This window comes from Nocardia sp. GP40, from assembly GCF_050434125.1.
Classification (GTDB): Bacteria; Actinomycetota; Actinomycetes; order Mycobacteriales; family Mycobacteriaceae; genus Nocardia; species Nocardia albiluteola.
On the sequence record NZ_JBNPVW010000011.1, the window covers coordinates 190,697 to 209,087 of the forward strand.

Consider the following 18,391-nt stretch of genomic DNA (forward strand, 5'->3'; position numbering starts at 1 on the left):
ATTTCAGTCGACGACCATGCCGCCGGTGAGATTCGCGATCGCGCCCGTCATGGCACGGGAGCGGTCGGAGGCGACAAAGGTCGCCACGTCGGCGATTTCGGCGACCGTCGGCAGCTGCTTGCGAACGGTCAGGCTTTCCATGCGCGCACCGAACTCGTCACGGCTGATGCCGTAGGCGTCGGCGTGCAATCCGTACACCTCGGTGAGCTGCGGCGTTTCCGGCATTCCCGCGGCATTCAGGCACACCACGCGCACGCCGTGCGGGCTGAGTTCCGCGGCCAGGCCCCGGGAGAGCGATTCGATCGCCGCCCAGGCCGGTGCCATTCCGCCCATGCGCGGCGTCGCCGTCCGTGAGGGGCTCGCGGTGATCGTCAGGATCACCCCCGATCCCTGTTCGACCATGCGCCGGCCGGCGGCCCGGGCGGTCAGGAAGTTGGCCTTCGGATACGTCGCCATCGGCAGATCGAAGTTCTCGGTGGGCAGATCGATGAGCTGGGTGCCCTGAATTCCGGTCTGGGGCAGGCTGATCGCATTGAAGGAGATGTCGAGGGATCCGGCGGCGCGGACCACGGCATCGGCATGCGAGTCGACGGCCTCCTCGTCGAGTACGTCGACCACCGCGACGTCGGCGGCGCCCCCGGCCGCCTGGATCTTCTCCGCGACCGATTCGAGCGCGGGGCGGCTGCGGCCCGCGAGGAAGACCCGCGCACCCTCCGCGGCGAAGGACCGGGCGACCTCCGCGCCGATGTAACCGCCTGCCCCGTAGATGATCGCGTTCTTGTTGTCGAGCAACATCATTCGGCTCCTGTCTATGAGTTGCGCCGGCGGCTTCCCCGACCCGCAACTGGTCTTGTGATGCAACCAGATGACCGTAGCATCGGCCAGTTGCGTCATGCAACCACCCCGGAGATACACTCGTGGACATGCTCGGTAGTACGTATGAGACTCAAGACTGTTCCGCGGCGCGGGCGCTGGAGATGGTCGGCGAGCGGTGGAGCCTGATGATCATCAGGCACGCACTGTTCCGTGGCGTCACGCGTTTCGCCGACTTCCAGCGCAGCCTGGGCATCGCCCGCAACGTCCTGACGGCGCGGCTCGACAAATTCGTCGAGGACGGGCTGATGTATCGCCGCCCCCACGCGTCGGGCTCGGCCTACCAGGAGTACATCCTGACCGAGAAGGGCCGAGAACTACAGCCGGTGATCATCGCCCTGACCCACTGGGGCGACCGCTGGGCCGCACCGGCCGATCCTCCGGTCGTCCTCACCCACGCCGGCTGCGGCGGCGAGGTTCGCCAGCGGACGATCTGTCGCCACTGCGGCGAGGATGTACCCATCGACGAGGTGAAAGCCGTACCCACAGCGCATGATTCGCCGCGGTCGTAGAGCACACGGAATTACTCGACGCGGTGGTTGATGTGCGACGCCGAGACAATCCGGCCCCGGGTCGGTAGATCGAGATTCCGACCTCTTGTCACCGACGGTACGTAAGCGTACCGTTCCGTGGTACAGAGACGTACCACGGACAGGAGTCCCCATGGCCGCTATCAAACTTCCCCCGGGACCCTCGGCGCCGACCATCGTGCAGGGTCTGGAGGTGTTGACTCGACGCACGCAGCGGTGGCGGCGGCTGCATCAGCGTTATGGGTCGGCGTTCACGGTGTCCGTGCCGCGGCTGGGCCGGATGGTGGTGCTGTCCGATCCGGCGGAGGTCAAGTCGGTGTTTCTCGCCGGGACCGACGTCTCGGACAACATGGACGTCAATCTGGGCCAAGTGCTCGGTCCCGGTTCACTTTTCGCACTGTCGGGCAGCGAGCATCGCCGGCACCGCAAGCTGCTCGCCCCGCCCTTCCACGGGCGGCGCCTGGGCGTGTACGAGGAGCTGATCGAGCAGGAAGCGGTGCGGGAGATGGCATCCTGGCCATCGAACCGGGAATTCGCGACAATGGACTCGATGATGCGGATCACGCTGAACGTCATCCTGCGCGCCGTATTCGGCGCGGAGGGAGCGGAATTCGAGCAGCTGCGCGAACTGCTGCCGAAGGTGGTGCTGGTCGGCTCGGCGCTGGTCGCGGTGCCGATGCCGCAGAAGATGCTGGGCCGCTTCGGTCCCTGGGGCAGATTCGCCGTCCTGCGGGCCCGCTACGACGAGATCGTGGGCCGGCTGATCGATCGCGCCGCCGCCGATCCCGAACTGTCCGAACGCAATGACGTGCTGGCGATGATGCTGCTGGCCCGCTACGACGACGGGTCCGCACTGACCCGCGGCGAAATCGCCGACGAGCTGCTCGCCCTGCTCACCGCCGGGCACGAGACCACGGCCACCACGCTGGCCTGGGCCGTCGAGCGGCTGCGGCGGCATCCGGATGTGTTGCGCCGCTTGGTCGCCGAGGTCGACGAGGGCGGTTCGGAACTGCTCGAGGCCACCCTGCTCGAGGTGCAGCGAGTGCGGCCGGTGATCGACATGACCGCGCGCCAGGTCATCGCGGACCAGCTCGAGGTGGGGCGGTGGACGCTACCGAAGGGCCAGCGGATCGCGCTCAACATCCGGCTGATGCACGACAACGAGGAGCTGTTCCCCAACGCGCGCGCCTTCGATCCGGATAGATTCGTCGGTGTGCGGCCCGGCACCTTCACCTGGATTCCGTTCGGCGGCGGCGCGCGTCGATGCATCGGCGCCGCCTTCGCCACCATGGAGATGAACGTCGTCCTGCGCACGCTGCTGCGAGATTTCACCCTGGAGCCCACCACCGCGCCCGACGAGCGGACCCATTGGCGCGGAGTCGCCTTGGTGCCCGCACAGAAGGGACGCGCGGTCGTGTATCGCCGCACCCCGGCCCCCGCCCCGGAGCGAACCGAATCCGAGCGGGTGACCGCGTGATCGAACAGTCCGCCGACGTCGGGCGCGGAATCACCCTGACCTATCAGCGATTCCGTGCGGACGGCAGCCCGCTGGTGCTGATCGCCGGACTCGGGCAGCAGCTGCACGAGTGGCCCGACGATCTGTGCCGGATACTCGCCGAGCGCGGATTCGACGTCGTCCGCTTCGACAACCGCGACGTCGGCACGTCGACACATCTGCCGTTCCCGCCGCCGGCGCCGCCGGACCTGCTGCGCCGCCGCTGGCATCGCGATCAGTACGACGTGGGTGACATGGCAACCGATACCGTCGGTTTGCTCGATGCGCTGGGATTCGAGCGGGCGCATCTGGCGGGCATGTCGATGGGCGGGATGATCGCGCAGACCGTCGCCGCCCGCCATCGAGGCCGCGTCGCCTCGCTCACCTCGATCATCTCCGGCCCGGGCGGATTCCGGTACGGCCGACCGGCGTGGTCCACGTGGCGTTATCTGCTCGGCAAGCCCGCGCGATCGCGGGACGAGCATGTGGATCGCGCCGAGCGCATCTACCGGCACATCGGCTCGGCGGGATATCCATTCGACGCGGCCGCGGTGCGCGCCACGGCGGGACGGGTCTGGGACCGCGACCCGCGCCCGGCTCCCGGCAGTGGCCGTCAGCTCTCGGCAATAATGAAGTCCGGCAACAGAACCCGTGAGCTGACCCGGATCACCACACCCACCCTGGTACTGCACGGCGACCGCGACCGGATGGTGCATCCCAGCGGTGGCGCCGCGACCGCACGGGCCGTCCCGGGCGCGCGGCGGCACACGCTGCCGGGCATGGGCCACGACCTGCCCGCCGAGCTGTGGCCCACCCTGGCGGACCTTATCCACGACCACATCCGCGCCGCCGAATCCGCCAGCCCCACACACCCACGCTGAGAAGGACCACCGATGCCCCGAAAGTCCAGACCACTGTCCGGCCACCCCGTGATGATCACCGGCGCCGCCTCGGGCATCGGCCGCGGCCTGGCCCAATTGCTTTCCCGCCGTGGCTCTCCGGTGGCGATCGCCGACCTCGACGAGGCCGGGCTGAAGCAGACCGCCGAATCGCTCGGCGGTCCCGTACTGACCCGCGTGCTCGACGTTCGCGACGCCGCCGACCAGCGCGCCTTCGCCGACGAGGTGCGCGAGTGGATAGATCGGAGTGTCCCCACCCACCCCGCCGGCTCGGCAAGCTCCGCCGGCTCACCATCCCCGAAGTTGGCCGCGGTGTTCAACAACGCCGGCGTGGCCGTGACCTCCTCGGTTCTCGACGCGGTGCCCGAGGACGACGAATGGCTGCGGCAGATCAACTTCGACGGCGTAGTCAACGGCACCCGGGCCTTCCTGCCCCTGCTGGTCGAGCAGAACTTCGGTGTCATCGTGAACACCTCCAGCGTGTACGGCCTCGGCGGGATCCCCCATCAAAGTGCCTACTGTGCGGCCAAGTTCGCGGTGCGCGGCTTCACCGACGCACTGCGGCAGGAGCTCAGGGGCACCGGGGTCTCGGCGGTCACCGTGCACCCGGGCGGGATCACCACCAACATCGCGCGCAACGCCCGGATCCGCAAGGATCCCCTCGGCATGGGCCGCACCCCCGAGCAGATGGCCGCCGAATTCGAGGCGGTCACCCTGACCTCGCCGGACAAGGCGGCCGAAATCATCTGCCGCGGTGTCGAATCCGGTAAGGCGCGGATCCTGGTCGGCCCGGATGCGTACCTGTTCGACGCGATCACCCGCATCACCCCCACCCACTACTACGACGTGCTCGGGCTCGTGATGCGAGCCGGCCAAGCGCGTGCACGGAGGGCCGCCCGATGACCGAGCACGTCGATGTCCTCATCGTGGGAGCGGGACTGTCGGGCATCGGGGCGGCCCGGCATCTGCAGGACGCCTTCCCGCAGCGCACCTACGCGATCCTGGAGGCACGCAACGCGATCGGAGGGACCTGGGATCTGTTCCGCTATCCGGGCGTGCGGTCGGACTCCGACATGCACACCCTCGGTTACCGATTCCGCCCGTGGACCGACGCCAAGGCGATCGCCGACGGACCGTCGATCCTGCAGTACGTGCGCGACACCGCCACCGAGGCCGGAATCGACAAGCGAATCCGGTTCGGGCACCGCGTGATCGGCGCGGACTGGTCGAGTTCGCAGGCCCGCTGGACGGTCCGGATCGAGCACGATGGCGAAACCTCCGAACTGACCTGCGATTTCCTGTACGTGTGCGGCGGGTACTACCGGTACGACCGGGGATTCACGCCGGAGTTCGCGGGCATCGGCGAATTCCGCGGCCGGGTAGTGCATCCCCAGCAGTGGCCCGAGGATCTGGACTATGCCGGGAAGCGCGTGGTCGTGATCGGCAGCGGCGCCACCGCGGTGACTCTCGTTCCGGCGCTTGCGGAATCGGCGGCGAAGGTGACGATGCTGCAGCGCTCGCCGACCTACATCCTGTCCCTCCCCAGCGAGGACGCCGTGGCCAACCGCCTGCGCACACTGCTGGGTCCGCAGCGGGCCTACACGATCACGCGCTGGAAGAACGTGGCGGTCGCCACGCTGATCTACCAGCTCAGCCAGCGCCGTCCGGCGATGATGCGCGGCTTCATCCGTAGCCAGACCGTCAAACAGCTGCCCGCCGGATACGACGTCGACACCCACTTCAAACCCACCTACGGCCCGTGGGATCAGCGGCTGTGCCTGGTGCCCGACGGCGACCTGTTCCGGGCCATTCGCCACGGCAACGCCGAGGTGGTCACCGATCGCATCGAGCGCTTCACCCCGGACGGACTGCGCCTCGAGTCCGGCGCCGAACTCGAGGCCGACATCGTGGTTACCGCAACCGGTCTGGATCTGCTGCCGATCGCCGGCATCGAACTGCGGGTCGACGGGCGCACCGTCGAACTACCGAAAACCATGGCCTACAAGGGCATGATGCTCGGCGATGTCCCGAACTTCGCGTTCACCATCGGGTACACCAACGCCTCCTGGACGCTCAAGGCCGATCTGGTCGCCGAATTCGTCTGCCGCCTCCTGCGTTACATGGACGCGCGCGGCTACGACAGCTGCACGCCGACGCCCGATCCGGCGGTGGACCGCCGGCCGCTGATGGACTTCCAGGCCGGTTACGTGCTTCGGGCGCTGGATCGGTTCCCCTCGGCAGGCACCCGGCAGCCGTGGCGGCTGGGCATGAACTACGCGCAGGACGTCTACACCCTGCGCCACGGCCGGATCGCCGACGGTGCGATGCGGTTCGCGCGGCGCGAGCCGCAGGTGGTCGGCGAGCATGAGCGTGGATCCGAACCCGCCACCGCGTAGGGTGCGGCCACTAGGGGTGCGACCGGCCGCTGTCCGGGTCGTCGGCATCGGCACACTAATCTGTGTTCCGTGACCCGTACCGAGCCCGCCCGCAGCCCCGTCGAGGAGGGGTCGCCGGAATCCGCTTTCCGGCGGCGGCTCCTGGATGGCATGGCCGTGGCCGTGCGCGAGAATGGGTATGCCGAGGCCACCGTCGCCGACATCGTGCGGTACGCCCGCACCTCCCGGCGCACCTTCTACGAGCACTTCAGCAGTAAGCAGGACTGTTTCGTAGCGCTCATGACCGAGCGCAACACCGAGATGATCGCGCACATCGCCGCTGCGGTCGACGCCGCCGCGCCCTGGCGCATCCAGGTCCGCCAGGCCATCGAGGCGTGGATCGGCGCCTCGCGCGAGGATCCGTGGATCACCCTGTCCTGGATTCGCGACTCGCCCGCCCTCGGCGAGCTCGCCCGGCAGCTGCATCGCGGCGCGGCCGAGGCGTTCATCGTGCTGATCCAAAACCTGGCCAGCTCAACAGCTTTCGAATCCAGCGGGTTGCACCGGCCCAGCCGCGAGATGGCCACCATCGTCTTCGGCGGATTCCGCGAGCTGATCGCCATCACCGTCGAGGACGGCGGCGACATCGAGACCCTCGTGGACGTCACGGTCGAGGCCGCCATCGCCCTGCTCGGTGCCAACGCCGATCCCCCGGCCTCGACCTGAGCTCTCACCGACGCCGGACATTTGTCCGATGGACCGGGCCGCTCGACCGCAGCATCCGCCACGGCATTGCCCGACATCCCCGACGCGAGCTAGGGCCCGCATGCCTTCGACATCAATATCGTCCAGCGGGATCTGCTGAACGTCGTCGCTGCCGAGAGGCGGCCTCGGCTCGATCACCGAGCCGCCGCCCGATAAGATCTTCGCCACCATCGCCGGATTCCTCGGCTGCTTCATCGGAATGTTCCTCGGCATACCCGCGATCATCTTCGCCAATGAGGCGAAAACGAAGTGGGAGGCCGGCGATGCGGAGGGCGCCCGGTCCGCCGCCGATCGAGCCCAGGGCTGGGCGCTCGCGGCAACCCTCGGCGACATCGTCGGCTTCGTCCTCGCCGCGATCGTCCAGCCGCCGCCGATGCCGGCCACCAGCAATCCGGCCAGCGCCGGGCCTCCGATCGCCGACCCGTTCTTCACCGCCGCCATCAGTGCGTTCGCCCGCTGCCGCAGCTCGGGCTCAAGCAGCTGCGGCAGCGCCCCGCGGGCGGCGGGCGTGGCGAAGGCGGTCAGCGTGCCGTTGACGTATTCGACCGCGATGATGGCCACGGTCGACCACCTCGGCCGTGCAGGCCTCGCCACCCACCGCCAGGCGGGATCGTTGCCCGGCAATCAGATTCGCGAGACCGGCGTGGGTGACCGCCACACCTTTGGGCCGCCCCGTGGTGCCCGAGGTAAAGATCAGATAAGCCAATTCGTCCGGATGCGGATACCGGGTCACACCGTGCTCCTGCGGGGGCGGCGGCAACTCGTCGACGAGCATCAGCTCGGCATGCGGCGGCAGCAGGCCCTTGATCCGAGGACCGAACTCCGCGGCCGTCACGACCAGGGCGGCGCCCGAATCATCCAGCATGGTACCGATTCTCGCGTCCGGGTAGGACGGGTCCACCGGCACATAGGCCCCGCGCACCCGCAGCACGGCAATGATTGTGACGATCAGCCCGATCGACCGCGGCAGCGCGACAACCACCAGGCCGTCCGAGCCGACTCGGCCCGCCAGCCCAGCCGCGAGTTCGTCTGCGGCAAAGGATAGTTCGCGATATGATAGGTGTCGCGCTCACCGGACCCGCGCACGCGGATCCGGCAACCGGCCACAGGCGGCCGCGATGATCGAAGCCACCGTGGCCAGTGCCGCCGCCGGGGGGCTGGCCAAGGTCGCCGACTTCGCGCTCTACGCGAGTTCGGTGCTCGACAATGGTCTGGGCCGGCACGACCGCGCGTGTGTGGCGGCCCCACGAGTCTTCGACAGCGACCATATTGGCCTTGCCGCGCTGGTCATTCCGGAGCTGACCGAGGCCGCCGCACATATCGGAGACACCGAGTTGATAAGGCGCGCTTTGGATTACGTCGACGAACAAACGCAGGTGGTGGCGGCCCCGTGGGCGTTGGGCATCCAAGCTCGGCTGCGCGCGATGCTCGCCGTAGGCCAGGACGCGGATGCCTACTACCGCGAATCGCTCGAACACCTCGGACGCACCCAGGTCGGCGTTGAGTTAGCGCGTGGACACCTGTTGTACGGCGAATGGCTACGCAGGGAAAACCGGCGGGTCGACGCACGCGGTGCACTGCGAGTTGCCGACCAGATGTTCACCTCCATAGGGGCCGACGGATTCGCCGAACGGGCCCGCCGTGAACTTCGGGCCAGCGGTGAAACGGCGCGCCACCGCACCAGTGAGACACGCGAAGACCTCACTCCGCAGGAGCTGCAGGTGGCGCGGCTGGCGCGCGACGGATTCTCGAACGCCGAAATCGGCACCCAGCTGTTCATCAGCGCGCGCACCGTCCAGTACCACCTGCGCAAGGTGTTCGCCAAGCTGGGCATCCGATCCCGTGTGGAGCTCACTCACGCACTGCCCGCCAATACCCCTTCCCCCGACGAGGCGGGGTAGCGGCACGGCGCTCGGTCGGTTGGGCGTGCCGTAGGACTGGCCGAACCGACTGGCCGACGGCGGATGCGAGCGCCGGGCGTGCGGAGGGAGGCTGACGAGTCGCCTTCAACGTGCGGGTGCCATCGCGCAGCCAAGGAGCAACACCAGTGACCAAGTGGTCGAACGTCCCCATCCACGTGCGGTTCCGCACAGTCGACGGGCTGACCGTGCGGGTGGCAGAAAGCGAGGAACGTGGCCAACACGCATTGCTGCTGAGTCCCTGGCCGGAAAGCGTGCTCGCCTACGAGCAGATCTGGTTGCCCCTGGCCGAACACGCTCGGCTGGTGGCCGTCGACCTCCCAGGATTCGGTCGCTCCGAACACAGTGACGCCCTGCTCTCGCCGTCAGCGATGGGCGACTTCATTGTTCGCACCGCCGACGCGTTCGGGTTGGAGACTCCGCACGTGCTCGCCCCGGCCCAGAACACAGCGGCCGCGCTTTTCGCCGCTGCATACCACGTCGGGAGGTTGCGCAGCCTGGTCGTGGGCGGCGGGCCAGCAACTGTTCCGGCCGAATTCGGCGGGCTTCTGGCAGATTTCGTCGATCGAGCCGACCCGACCGTCTGCTGCAGTCCGTGGCCTATCTGCGGAGCTATCCGAAGCAACTGCCCGCCTTGCACATGTTGCTCCCCCAGATCTACGCCCCGGTGCAGATCATCGCCGGGCGCCATGACCCGATGGTGCCCCCGGTGAACGCCCAAGCGCTGCACCAACGGCTACCCAACAGTGCCCTCGCTCTCATTGATGCGGGTCACTTCGGGTGGGAAGACGCGCCCGACGAATACGCGGCGCTGGTGAGCAATTGGTGGTCGACCCACCGAACCGACATCACCCCACGCCGGTGACGCCGCGGGACCGTCTCCACCGGCCGCCGGGCTCGGCAAACCGGTCGAACTCGGGACAATTCCGATGTTGTGCCGGCGGGAAATTTCACCCAGTTATGGAGGAACGATGGTCACGGTTGGTCTGCTGATGCGCGTCGAGGTAAAGCCCGACAAGATTGATGAGGTCGAGGCCCTGCTTCTGGAGGGCCTCGAGGCGGTCGAGAAGTGGGTTCCCAATCGGCCCGGCGGTGGCACAGTGGATCGGAGGCGAGCTCGAGTGAGGAGTAACAGGCGATGAGCGGACGTACCCCCAGCCAGTGGGAGGAGCTCACCGCTGCCGACCCTGCGCATTCGACGTGGTACGTGGAGCGGTTCCGGGGATTGGCGGCGCAAGGCACGGACATCGTCGGGGAGGCGCGGCTGGTCGACGCAATGCTCGAGCGCGGTGCCCGAGTCCTGGACGCGGGATGCGGTCCGGGACGTGTGGGTGGGTACCTGCACCGAGCTGGTCACGTCGTGGTCGGCGTCGACATCGATCCGGTGTTGATCGCCGCGGCGGAGCATGACTATCCAGGTCCCACCTGGATAGTCGGTGATCTCGCTGAACTGGACTTGCCCGGCCGTGGGATCGCCGCCGACTTCGATGTCATCGTGTGCGCGGGAAACGTGATGACATTTCTGGCGCCGTCCACCCGGCAGGCCGTGCTGGCCGGGTTCACCCGCAACCTCGCCCCGGCCGGCCGCGTGGTTGTGGGGTTCGGCGCCGATCGTGGTTACGAGTTCCGGCAGTTCCTGGCCGACGCCGAGGACGCCGGACTCACCGTGGATCTGCGGCTTTCGACATGGGATCTACGCCTGTTCACCGACGAGTCCGACTTTCTAGTGGCGGTGTTCTCGCGCGCAGAGTGAAAGCCTGCGCCGGTCGATTCTGCAGCGCGCGGAATCACCGCTCCGGGTGCCGGTGTTCATCTCGGCTATCGCGACTCGGGAATGGATGGCTGGGACGCCAACCAGCTACCGTCCCCGGGTGGTCGTCATCTATGACGAAAGCTGTGGCGAATTGCGCCGGCGGGCGGAGCGGTCCGGGCGTGACGATCGTTGTATCGTCCGGGGCCAGGTGACCGGTGGCCGGTTCGTGCGGTCGGCTGGGTGGTGGCGCTAGTGCGACTGCTGCCGCGTGGCGGGGTGAGGAGAGGGTGACAGTGGACAAGGTCGATCTGCCGGGTTTGACCGTTCGCCATCTGCGCTACTTCGTGGCAGTCGCTCAGGAGCACAGTTTCACCAAGGCCGCGCAGCGGCTGTTGGTCGCCCAGCAGGGGGTCAGTGACCAGGTCCGTCAGCTGGAGCAGAACCTCGACGTGCGGCTGTTCGAACGGTCGTCGCGGCGGGTGGAGCTGACCGCGGCGGGCGAGGTGTTCCTGGCCGAGACGGTCGGGTTGCTGGCTCAGCTGGATCGGGCGGTGGATCGAACCCGGTCCGTGCACCGTGACGCCACCCGGCGGGTGAGGATCGGTTTCGGTGAGGGTGCGGCGTTGACGCTGACTGAGCCGATCCTGGAGGCGATGCGCGCCCGGCACCCCGACGTCCATATCGAGTTGCGGCAGTTCAACTACGACGATCCCTCGGTGGGGTTGGGGCACGGGTCGGTGGATGTGGGGCTGCTGCGGTTGCCGGTGTCCACTCCGGGTCTGACGGTCGAGCGATTGTTCGCCGAACCGGTGGTGGTGGCGTGCGCGGCATCGCACCCGCTGGCGCAGCGCAGTGACGTCTCGGTGCGTGAGTTGCTGTCCGAGCCGTTGCTCGGGTCGGCCACCGACGATGCCGCGTGGAATGCCTTCTGGCAGTTGGAGGAGTTCCGTGACGGCGCCCCGGCACCGGTGGTGTCGCGGTCGACGACCCTGCTCGAGGAACTGGCCAAGGTGCTGGCCGGAGTGGGTGTCGTGGTCACCGCCGCCGCGGCGCGCTGGGTTCCGATTCCCGGGATCGTGTATGTGCCGATCAGCGACGCGCCCGCGAGCGTGGTGGCGGTCGCGGTGCGCGCGGATCGGGCGACCGCGTTGGCACAGTCGTTCGTCGAGGTGTGCCGGCGGGTGCGCGACGAGAATCCGGAGCTGATCGCGATGCTCGAGTCGGCTTCCGCCACCGAACCGCCGTGGACCGTCGACAACCCGAATCCGTAGATCGACCGGATAGCGGTGTTTCTGTTCTGCCACCGGCGTTCTAGCGTCGAGGGCATGGTCACACCTGCTGTATGGACGAATTTCGCCGGCGATCAAACCTGCCGGCCGGCGGTCATGGAACGGCCGGCCGATCGTGCCGAGCTGATCGCGGCGGTCGGCCGCGCCGGCCGAGCCGGGCAGGTGGTCCGGGTGGCCGGTGGCGGGCATTCGTTCACCGAGGGGGTACTCACCGACGGCATGCTGATCTCGCTGGCCGGGATGAACCGGGTGCTCGGCATCGACACGGGCACGGGGCTGGTGCGGTGTGAGGCGGGCATCTCCCTCGGCGCGCTGAGTGCGGCGATGTGGCAGTGCGGCCTGGCCTTCGCGAACCTCGGCGACATCGACGTGCAGTCGATCGCGGGCGCGACCGCCACCGGGACCCACGGCGCCGGTATCGGGCTGCCGAACCTGTCCGCGTCGCTGCGCGCGATCGAGCTGGTGCTCGCCGACGGTACGGTACTGGAGATCGACGCCGCCACCGAGCCCGAATTGATCCGGGCCGCCCGAGTGTCGTTGGGCGCCCTCGGAGTGGTCAGTGCCGTCACGCTGCAGGCGGTGCCGGCATTCACACTCGACAGTGTGGAGACCACCGTTCGGCTGGACGAGGTGCTGGGCAATATGGACGAATTGGTCGACGGCAACGACCATTTCGGCTTCTTCGCATTCGGGCACAGTCCGCTGGTCATGACGAAGGTGTGGAACCGGGCCGAGGCACCGCCCGCACCCCCGGGACGGACCCGGGAGTGGCTCGAGGACGTCCTGCTCACCAATTACGGATACTGGGGTGCCTGCGCGGTCGGAAAGGCTGTGCCGTCGTGGATTCCGGCGATCAATCGCACGGTGACCCGGCTGTCCGGTTCCCAGCACCGGATCGACCGGTCCTACCGGGTGTTCGCGACCCCGCGCCGGGTGCCATTGACGGAGATGGAGTACGCGATTCCCCGGGAGCACGCGGCCGAAGCGGTACTGCGGGTACGCCATGTCGCACAACGTCATCCGGTGCCCACACCACTCGAGGTCCGGTTCGTGGCGGGTGACGACTCGTATCTGAGCCCCGCCCACGACCGCGACAGCTGCTACATCGCGGTCCACCAGTACCGCGGGCTGCCGTGGCAGCCGTTCTTCGGCGAGGTTGAACAGATTCTGATGGAGTACGGCGGTCGGCCGCACTGGGGCAAACGGCATTTCCGCACCGCCGAAACTCTCCGCAACGCCTATCCGGAATGGGATCGGTTCGCCCGGATCCGCAGCGAACTCGACCCGCACGGTCGTTTCACCAATCCCCATCTGGCCGAGGTGCTGGGACCGGTGATCCCGTGACCGCACTGCTGCACAGCCGCTTTCCCGCTCTGCGGGAGACGCTGCCCCGACTCCCTCTGGGATCGGGTCCGACGCCGGTCCGGGAGTTGCCGAACCTGTCGCCGGGGCCGGTGTCGCTGTGGCTCAAGGACGACGGTGCCTACGGTGACGGAGGCTGGGGCGGGAACAAGGTACGCAAGCTGGAATGGCTGCTGGCCGAGGCGGTGCGCCGCAACCGCACAGTGCTCACCGTGGGCGCGCTGGGCACCAACTGGGGGTTGGCGACCGCCCGTTACGGCGCCGACCACGGATTGCGTACCGCGCTGGCACTGGTCGACCAGCCGCTCGACGATCACGTCCGCGCGCAGTTACGGCGCCTCGCCGATTCCGGTGCACGGCTGCACTTCACGCACACAAAAGCACGCACCATCGCGGCCGTGCCGTACCTGATACTGCGGCACCGGCTGCCATACATCGTTCCGGCCGGCGGATCCAATCCGCTCGGTGTGCTCGGATATGTCGAGGCCGCGTTCGAACTCGCCGGACAGATCGCCGCGGGGGAGTTGCCGGCCCCGAGCCACATCGTGGTCCCGGTGGGATCCGGTGGTACCGCCGCGGGACTGCATCTCGGCCTCCACCTGGCCGGGCTGCCTGACATCACGGTCGTCGCGGTCGTCGTGAACGACACGCTGCGGCTGGATGTGGGAACGCTGCAGCGGCTCGCGTACCGCAGCGCGGCCCTGCTCGCGCGGCGCGGAGCACGGCTACCCCAGCTGTCCCTCTCCGCCGAGCGGCTGCTGGTGACCCGGGACTGGCTGGGCGCCGGCTACGGGCATCCGACCCCGTCGGCGGGGGAAGCGTCGTCGAAGGCGCGCGAACTCGAAGGACTGTGCCTCGAGCCGGTCTACACCGCGAAAGCCCTTGCCGCGGCGCTACATCTGACCGCTCGCGGTGAGCTCGGTAGCGGACCGGTCCTGTTCCTCAACACCAACGGACCCCGATGACATCACCGACCCACCGCTGGGCAACCGAATTGGCCGCCTTCATCCGCTAGTGCGCTGACCGCATACGTTCACCTGCTCGTTCAGCCTGTTGACAGCACCGGCGTGTGTTCTGGTTCGGCAGCCTGCAGGGCCGCCGCCGCGACCTGAGCTATGACCCGGAACTGCTCTACATCGGGGCGATGTTCCACGACCTCGGGCTGAACCGGCAGTTCCACGACAGCGGCCGCCGCTTCGAGGTGGACAGTGCCGACGAGGCCCGCCGCTTCCTGCGCAGCCACGGCGCACCCGAGGACAGCATCCGGCGCGTCTGGACCGCGATCGCACTGCACACCACCCCGGGCATCCCCGCCTTCATGGAACCGGAGGTCGCCCTGGTCACCGCCGGCGTCGAATTCGACGTCCTGGGCATCGGATACCACGACATCGGCGACACCGACCGGCTCGCGGTGACCACGCTGGAACCACGGCCGGACTTCAAGCGCAGCATCCTCGCGGCGTTCACCGCGGGCGTCGCACCCAAACCGGAGACTGCCTTCGGCAATGTCAAGGACGATGTACTGGCGCACTTCGTCCCGGGTCATCGGCACATCGACTTCGTGGAGATCATCCAGAACTCGCCCTGGTCCGAGTGAAAACCGGCACCACCGGGATCGCGGTGCCAGGATCGGGTGTCGCGAGCGGCAACGGCCCGCAACGACGCGGATGCCGTGTTACTCGGGGCTCGACCGGAACCGGTGGAGCTGTGTTACCAGCCCTTCGCGCGGTCTGAATCCCCTTCGGAATTCCAGTCTCGCTCCAGCGACGCGACGAGTTGTGCCACGTCGCGCCGGTGGGAGCCGGCAGGCCATACCGCCCAGGTCCGCCGGACCAGCGGGTGGCCGGCCAAGGGGGACCAGATCACCGAGTCGGGTATCGGCTGGGACCAGTCGGGCGGGGCGAGGGCGAAGGCGCCGCCTGCGGTGACGGCGGCCAGTTTGACCTCGGCGATCAGTTCCTGTCCCGCGGGTGCGTCGGGGCCGAGTTCGAGGCCGTGGCTGCGCAGGATCGCGGTCAGCTCGTCGTACCAGGCGGGACTGCCGGACCGGGGGAACCCCACCCAGTCCAGACCGGTGAGGGCATCGAGCCGAATGCCCTCGGGCCCTGCGAGTTTGGTGGCAAGTGCGGTGGCCAGTAGCACGCCGAGGCGTTCCTCGGCGGCGAGGACTGCATCGAAGTCGTGCCCGATCGGGTGCTCCCGGACCAGTCCCACGTCCAGCTCGCCGGCGCGCAGGGCATCGAACTGCGCGGCGGTCGACAGATGCCGGGCTTGCACCCGGGTGCCGGGGTAGGCCGCGGCGAGGTCGGCCAGCGGCTGGTTCAGCAGCTCTGCCGGCAGTTCCAGTGGAATACCGATGCGCAGCATGCTGGCGCCGGATCCGGTGTGGCGGGCCACCGCCGCCACTGCTTGGTCGTAGCGAGCCAGGACGGCCCGCGCCTCGGTCAACAGCGTCATGCCGGCCTCGGTGGCCTGTACTCCGGTGCTGCGGCGGGTCAGGAGTGGGATGCCGAGCTGTCGTTCCAGCGCGGCCATCGTCTGGGACAGGGCCGGCTGGCTGATGTGCAGGCGCCGGGCCGCGGCCGACAGGCTGCCTTCTTCCACCACGGCGACGAACGCGCGCATCTCCCGCAGCTCCACCTGCCCATCTCACCACACGTATGCGCGAGGCTGGAGCATCGCGCAGGTGCTCTCGCATCTCGGCAGCGCTGCCGAGATCGGAGCCATCCTGCTGCAGCGGGTATCGATGGTGAAGACACCCCGCCGGGCGAGCGGGACACGACACCGGTGTGGCAGCGCTGGGATGCCATGTCCACAACCGAGCAGCGTGACGCCTGGTTGGCAGCGGATCGCCCAGCACCACGGCCGAAATCACCCGAACGACCACGTCACCGCCGCGGGCGCGGTCACCATGGAAGATCTCCGTTCGTTATTTCCCGGCTACTGATCGGAGCGAAGATGAACTCTCTCGATGCGGACGTGCTGGTCGTCGGACTCGGCAAAGGCAGCAAGATCGCCGCGGCGAAACAGGATCCGTCCGGCGAATTGCGTCCGTTCTCACTCCGCCTTATGACCGCTATCGGAATTCGCTCTCGCCGGACGGGATCGATTCCGGGGAAAAACACATTGACTCCATAGCGCAGTTGAATCGAACACCGACAGGAGATAGCAAATGCCTGAACCGAGCTATTTCGGCAAGTACAAGGATCTCGCCTTCGAGCGCACCGAGGACGGCATCCTCACCCTGCGCTTCCACACCGATTTTGGCCCGATCATCTTCACCGGTCGCACGCACGAGGACCTGCCCAAGGCACTGGAAGACGTCGCGCTGGACACCGACAACAAGGCGATGATCCTCACCGGAACCGACGACGTATTCATGGACAACATCGACGGGCCCAGCCTCGGTGAGATCTTCAAGCCTGCTGTCTGGGAGAAGATTCGCAGCGAGGGCCTCGCGGTGCTGCAACGGCTGCTCACGCTACCGTTTCCCGTGGTCGGCGTCGCCAACGGTCCCGCGACCGTGCATTCGGAATACCTGCTGCTCACCGATATTCACATCGCCTCCGAGCGCGCCACCTACGGCGACTACCCGCATCCAGCATTCGGTATCACCGCCGGGGACGGTCTGCAGGTGGTGTGGGAAGAGGTCGCCGGCATCGCGCGGGCGAAGTGGTTGTTGTGGACGGGGGAGAGCATCGACGCCGCGACGGCCGAGCGGTGGGGTGTGGTCAACGAAGTGGTTCCGCACGATCGGGCCTATGCCCGGGGGCTCGAGATCGCCCGAACGTTGGCGGCCAAGCCGCGGCTGTACCGGTCACTGCAGAAGCAGACACTCAATCAGCGGTTGCTGCGCCGCGTCGTCGAGGGTGTGCCCTTCGGCATGGCATTGGAGGGCCTGACCGCCGCCGATCTCGCGTACCAGCAATAGCAGCTCAGAGGAGGATTCACCGATGCCGAACAAAGTGCTCGTGACCGGGGCCAGCGGGCTGCTGGGAGTGGCCGCCATCGAGAAGTTCCTGTCCGCGGGCTGGGAGGTGGTCGGCGTGTCGCGCCGCGAACCACAACTGCCGAGCGGACGCGAAATCGATTTCCTGTCAGTCGATTTGCGTGATGCTGACGCGGCACGCGCGGCCTTCGAACCACTGACCGACCTCACGCACATCGCCTACACCGCGCTGTACGAGAAGCCCGGACTCGTCGAAGGCTGGTCGAGTCGCGACCAGATCGACACCAACAACGCCATGCTCCGCAACGTGCTGGAGCCGATCACCCGGGTGGCCGGGGACTTCCGGCACATCAGCATCCTGCAGGGCACCAAGATCTATGGGGTGCATCTGCACCCGATTCCGATTCCGGCCCGCGAACGCGACGTCGATCCCGATCACGCCAACTTCTTCCTCGATCAGGAGAAGTACGTGCGGGAGATGGGCGCTGGGCGTGGATTCACCTACACCGCGCTGCGACCGCAGCTGGTCACCGGCGCCACTCCGGGCTCGCTGAACGTGCTGCCCGCCATCGGCGCGTACGCCGCGATCCGGCGCGAACTCGGCGAACCATTCGGATTTCCCGGCGGCCCATCGTTCGTCTGGGAAGCCGCCGACGCCGACCTGGTCGCCGACGTCATGGCTTGGGCCGCACGCGAACCCCGCGCCGCCAACGAGGCGTTCAACATCACCAACGGGGACGTGTTCGAATGGCGCAGCCTGTGGCCGGCACTGGCCGAGACACTCGGGGCCGCGACCGGCCCGGACACCCCGACCAGCGTGGCGGCCTACCTCGCCGACCACACCGCGGATTGGGCCCGCGTCGCCGCGAAGTACGACCTGCGCACCCCGGATCTGCGTGATCTGGTCGGATACGGCGACCAGCACGCGGACTTCGCATTCGCCTACGGCGCCCCGGCCGGGCCGCGAGCGTTCGTGAGCACCGTCAAACTGCGCCAGGCCGGATTCACCACAGTGATCGACACCGAGGACTCCTTCCGTAACGCGCTGCAATCCCTCATCGACCGCAAATTCCTGCCGCCCGCGCCGCAGTGACCACCGGCGGCTCGAAGGGTATCGGCCACGACGTCGCCACCAGGCTGGCCGCGGCCGGGCACCATCCGTGTGCCACAGCACGCCGGCCA

General features: G+C 68.0%; 18 protein-coding genes and 1 pseudogene. 16 read left to right on the forward strand and 3 right to left on the reverse strand.

Annotated features, from left to right (window positions below):
* Positions 1 to 3 precede the first annotated feature (3 nt).
* Complete coding sequence (locus ABH933_RS30135; RefSeq protein ID WP_429422253.1) at positions 4 to 798, reverse strand: SDR family NAD(P)-dependent oxidoreductase; 795 nt, start codon at positions 796 to 798, stop codon at positions 4 to 6.
* Between the two features lie 125 nt (positions 799 to 923).
* Between ABH933_RS30135 and ABH933_RS30140 the strand changes: the two genes are divergently transcribed.
* The 7 genes and pseudogenes from ABH933_RS30140 to ABH933_RS30170 all read left to right on the forward strand — a co-directional run.
* A complete protein-coding gene (locus ABH933_RS30140) occupies positions 924 to 1,385 on the forward strand; it encodes a winged helix-turn-helix transcriptional regulator (RefSeq protein WP_429422251.1) in 462 nt (153 codons plus the stop codon).
* 151 nt (positions 1,386 to 1,536) lie between these two features.
* The gene (locus ABH933_RS30145; RefSeq protein WP_429422249.1) at positions 1,537 to 2,880 is read left to right on the forward strand and encodes a cytochrome P450; all 1,344 of its coding nucleotides are present in this window, start codon (positions 1,537 to 1,539) and stop codon (positions 2,878 to 2,880) included.
* Entirely contained in the window at positions 2,877 to 3,779 is a 903-nt protein-coding gene (locus tag ABH933_RS30150) for an alpha/beta fold hydrolase (RefSeq protein WP_429422247.1), read from the forward strand. Before ABH933_RS30145 ends, ABH933_RS30150 begins: the two co-directional genes overlap by 4 nt.
* 12 nt (positions 3,780 to 3,791) lie before the next feature.
* Entirely contained in the window at positions 3,792 to 4,700 is a 909-nt protein-coding gene (locus ABH933_RS30155) for an SDR family NAD(P)-dependent oxidoreductase (protein ID WP_429422245.1), read from the forward strand.
* Positions 4,697 to 6,193: a flavin-containing monooxygenase gene (locus ABH933_RS30160; RefSeq protein ID WP_429422243.1), complete on the forward strand. Its 1,497-nt coding sequence runs from the start codon at positions 4,697 to 4,699 to the stop codon at positions 6,191 to 6,193. The genes ABH933_RS30155 and ABH933_RS30160 overlap by 4 nt, the downstream gene beginning before the upstream one ends.
* 69 nt (positions 6,194 to 6,262) lie before the next feature.
* Positions 6,263 to 6,898 carry a TetR/AcrR family transcriptional regulator gene (locus tag ABH933_RS30165; RefSeq protein ID WP_429422241.1) on the forward strand — a complete coding sequence of 212 codons (636 nt, stop codon included), beginning with the start codon at positions 6,263 to 6,265 and terminating at the stop codon, positions 6,896 to 6,898.
* A 172-nt stretch (positions 6,899 to 7,070) separates the two neighbouring features.
* A pseudogene (locus ABH933_RS30170) lies at positions 7,071 to 7,274 on the forward strand (CD225/dispanin family protein); the annotation flags it as partial.
* A 135-nt stretch (positions 7,275 to 7,409) separates the two neighbouring features.
* On the opposite strand, the gene ABH933_RS30175 reads toward ABH933_RS30170, so the two are convergent.
* A complete protein-coding gene (locus ABH933_RS30175) occupies positions 7,410 to 7,949 on the reverse strand; it encodes an AMP-binding protein (RefSeq protein WP_429422594.1) in 540 nt (179 codons plus the stop codon).
* Positions 7,950 to 8,055: 106 nt separating this feature from the next.
* Between ABH933_RS30175 and ABH933_RS30180 the strand changes: the two genes are divergently transcribed.
* From ABH933_RS30180 to ABH933_RS30210, 7 genes are all read left to right on the forward strand, one after another.
* Complete coding sequence (locus ABH933_RS30180) at positions 8,056 to 8,838, forward strand: helix-turn-helix transcriptional regulator (protein WP_429422239.1); 783 nt, start codon at positions 8,056 to 8,058, stop codon at positions 8,836 to 8,838.
* A gap of 613 nt (positions 8,839 to 9,451) precedes the next feature.
* Complete coding sequence (locus ABH933_RS30185) at positions 9,452 to 9,721, forward strand: alpha/beta fold hydrolase (RefSeq protein WP_429422237.1); 270 nt, start codon at positions 9,452 to 9,454, stop codon at positions 9,719 to 9,721.
* 273 nt (positions 9,722 to 9,994) lie between these two features.
* Positions 9,995 to 10,609 carry a class I SAM-dependent methyltransferase gene (locus ABH933_RS30190; RefSeq protein ID WP_429422235.1) on the forward strand — a complete coding sequence of 205 codons (615 nt, stop codon included), beginning with the start codon at positions 9,995 to 9,997 and terminating at the stop codon, positions 10,607 to 10,609.
* 287 nt (positions 10,610 to 10,896) lie between these two features.
* Complete coding sequence (locus ABH933_RS30195) at positions 10,897 to 11,880, forward strand: LysR family transcriptional regulator (protein WP_429422233.1); 984 nt, start codon at positions 10,897 to 10,899, stop codon at positions 11,878 to 11,880.
* A gap of 54 nt (positions 11,881 to 11,934) precedes the next feature.
* Positions 11,935 to 13,242, forward strand: coding sequence for a D-arabinono-1,4-lactone oxidase (locus ABH933_RS30200; protein WP_429422231.1), 1,308 nt, complete (start codon positions 11,935 to 11,937; stop codon positions 13,240 to 13,242).
* Complete coding sequence (locus tag ABH933_RS30205; RefSeq protein ID WP_429422229.1) at positions 13,239 to 14,225, forward strand: 1-aminocyclopropane-1-carboxylate deaminase/D-cysteine desulfhydrase; 987 nt, start codon at positions 13,239 to 13,241, stop codon at positions 14,223 to 14,225. Before ABH933_RS30200 ends, ABH933_RS30205 begins: the two co-directional genes overlap by 4 nt.
* A gap of 104 nt (positions 14,226 to 14,329) precedes the next feature.
* Positions 14,330 to 14,857, forward strand: a complete 528-nt coding sequence (locus ABH933_RS30210; RefSeq protein ID WP_429422227.1) for an HD domain-containing protein — start codon at positions 14,330 to 14,332, stop codon at positions 14,855 to 14,857.
* A 113-nt stretch (positions 14,858 to 14,970) separates the two neighbouring features.
* On the opposite strand, the gene ABH933_RS30215 is transcribed toward ABH933_RS30210, so the two are convergent.
* Positions 14,971 to 15,900, reverse strand: coding sequence for a LysR family transcriptional regulator (locus ABH933_RS30215; RefSeq protein WP_429422225.1), 930 nt, complete (start codon positions 15,898 to 15,900; stop codon positions 14,971 to 14,973).
* A gap of 532 nt (positions 15,901 to 16,432) precedes the next feature.
* Here ABH933_RS30215 and ABH933_RS30220 point away from each other — a divergent pair.
* Both ABH933_RS30220 and ABH933_RS30225 read left to right on the forward strand, forming a co-directional pair.
* Positions 16,433 to 17,191, forward strand: a complete 759-nt coding sequence (locus ABH933_RS30220) for an enoyl-CoA hydratase/isomerase family protein (protein ID WP_429422223.1) — start codon at positions 16,433 to 16,435, stop codon at positions 17,189 to 17,191.
* Positions 17,192 to 17,213: 22 nt separating this feature from the next.
* The gene (locus ABH933_RS30225) at positions 17,214 to 18,302 is read left to right on the forward strand and encodes an NAD-dependent epimerase/dehydratase family protein (RefSeq protein ID WP_429422221.1); all 1,089 of its coding nucleotides are present in this window, start codon (positions 17,214 to 17,216) and stop codon (positions 18,300 to 18,302) included.
* Positions 18,303 to 18,391: the final 89 nt, after the last annotated feature.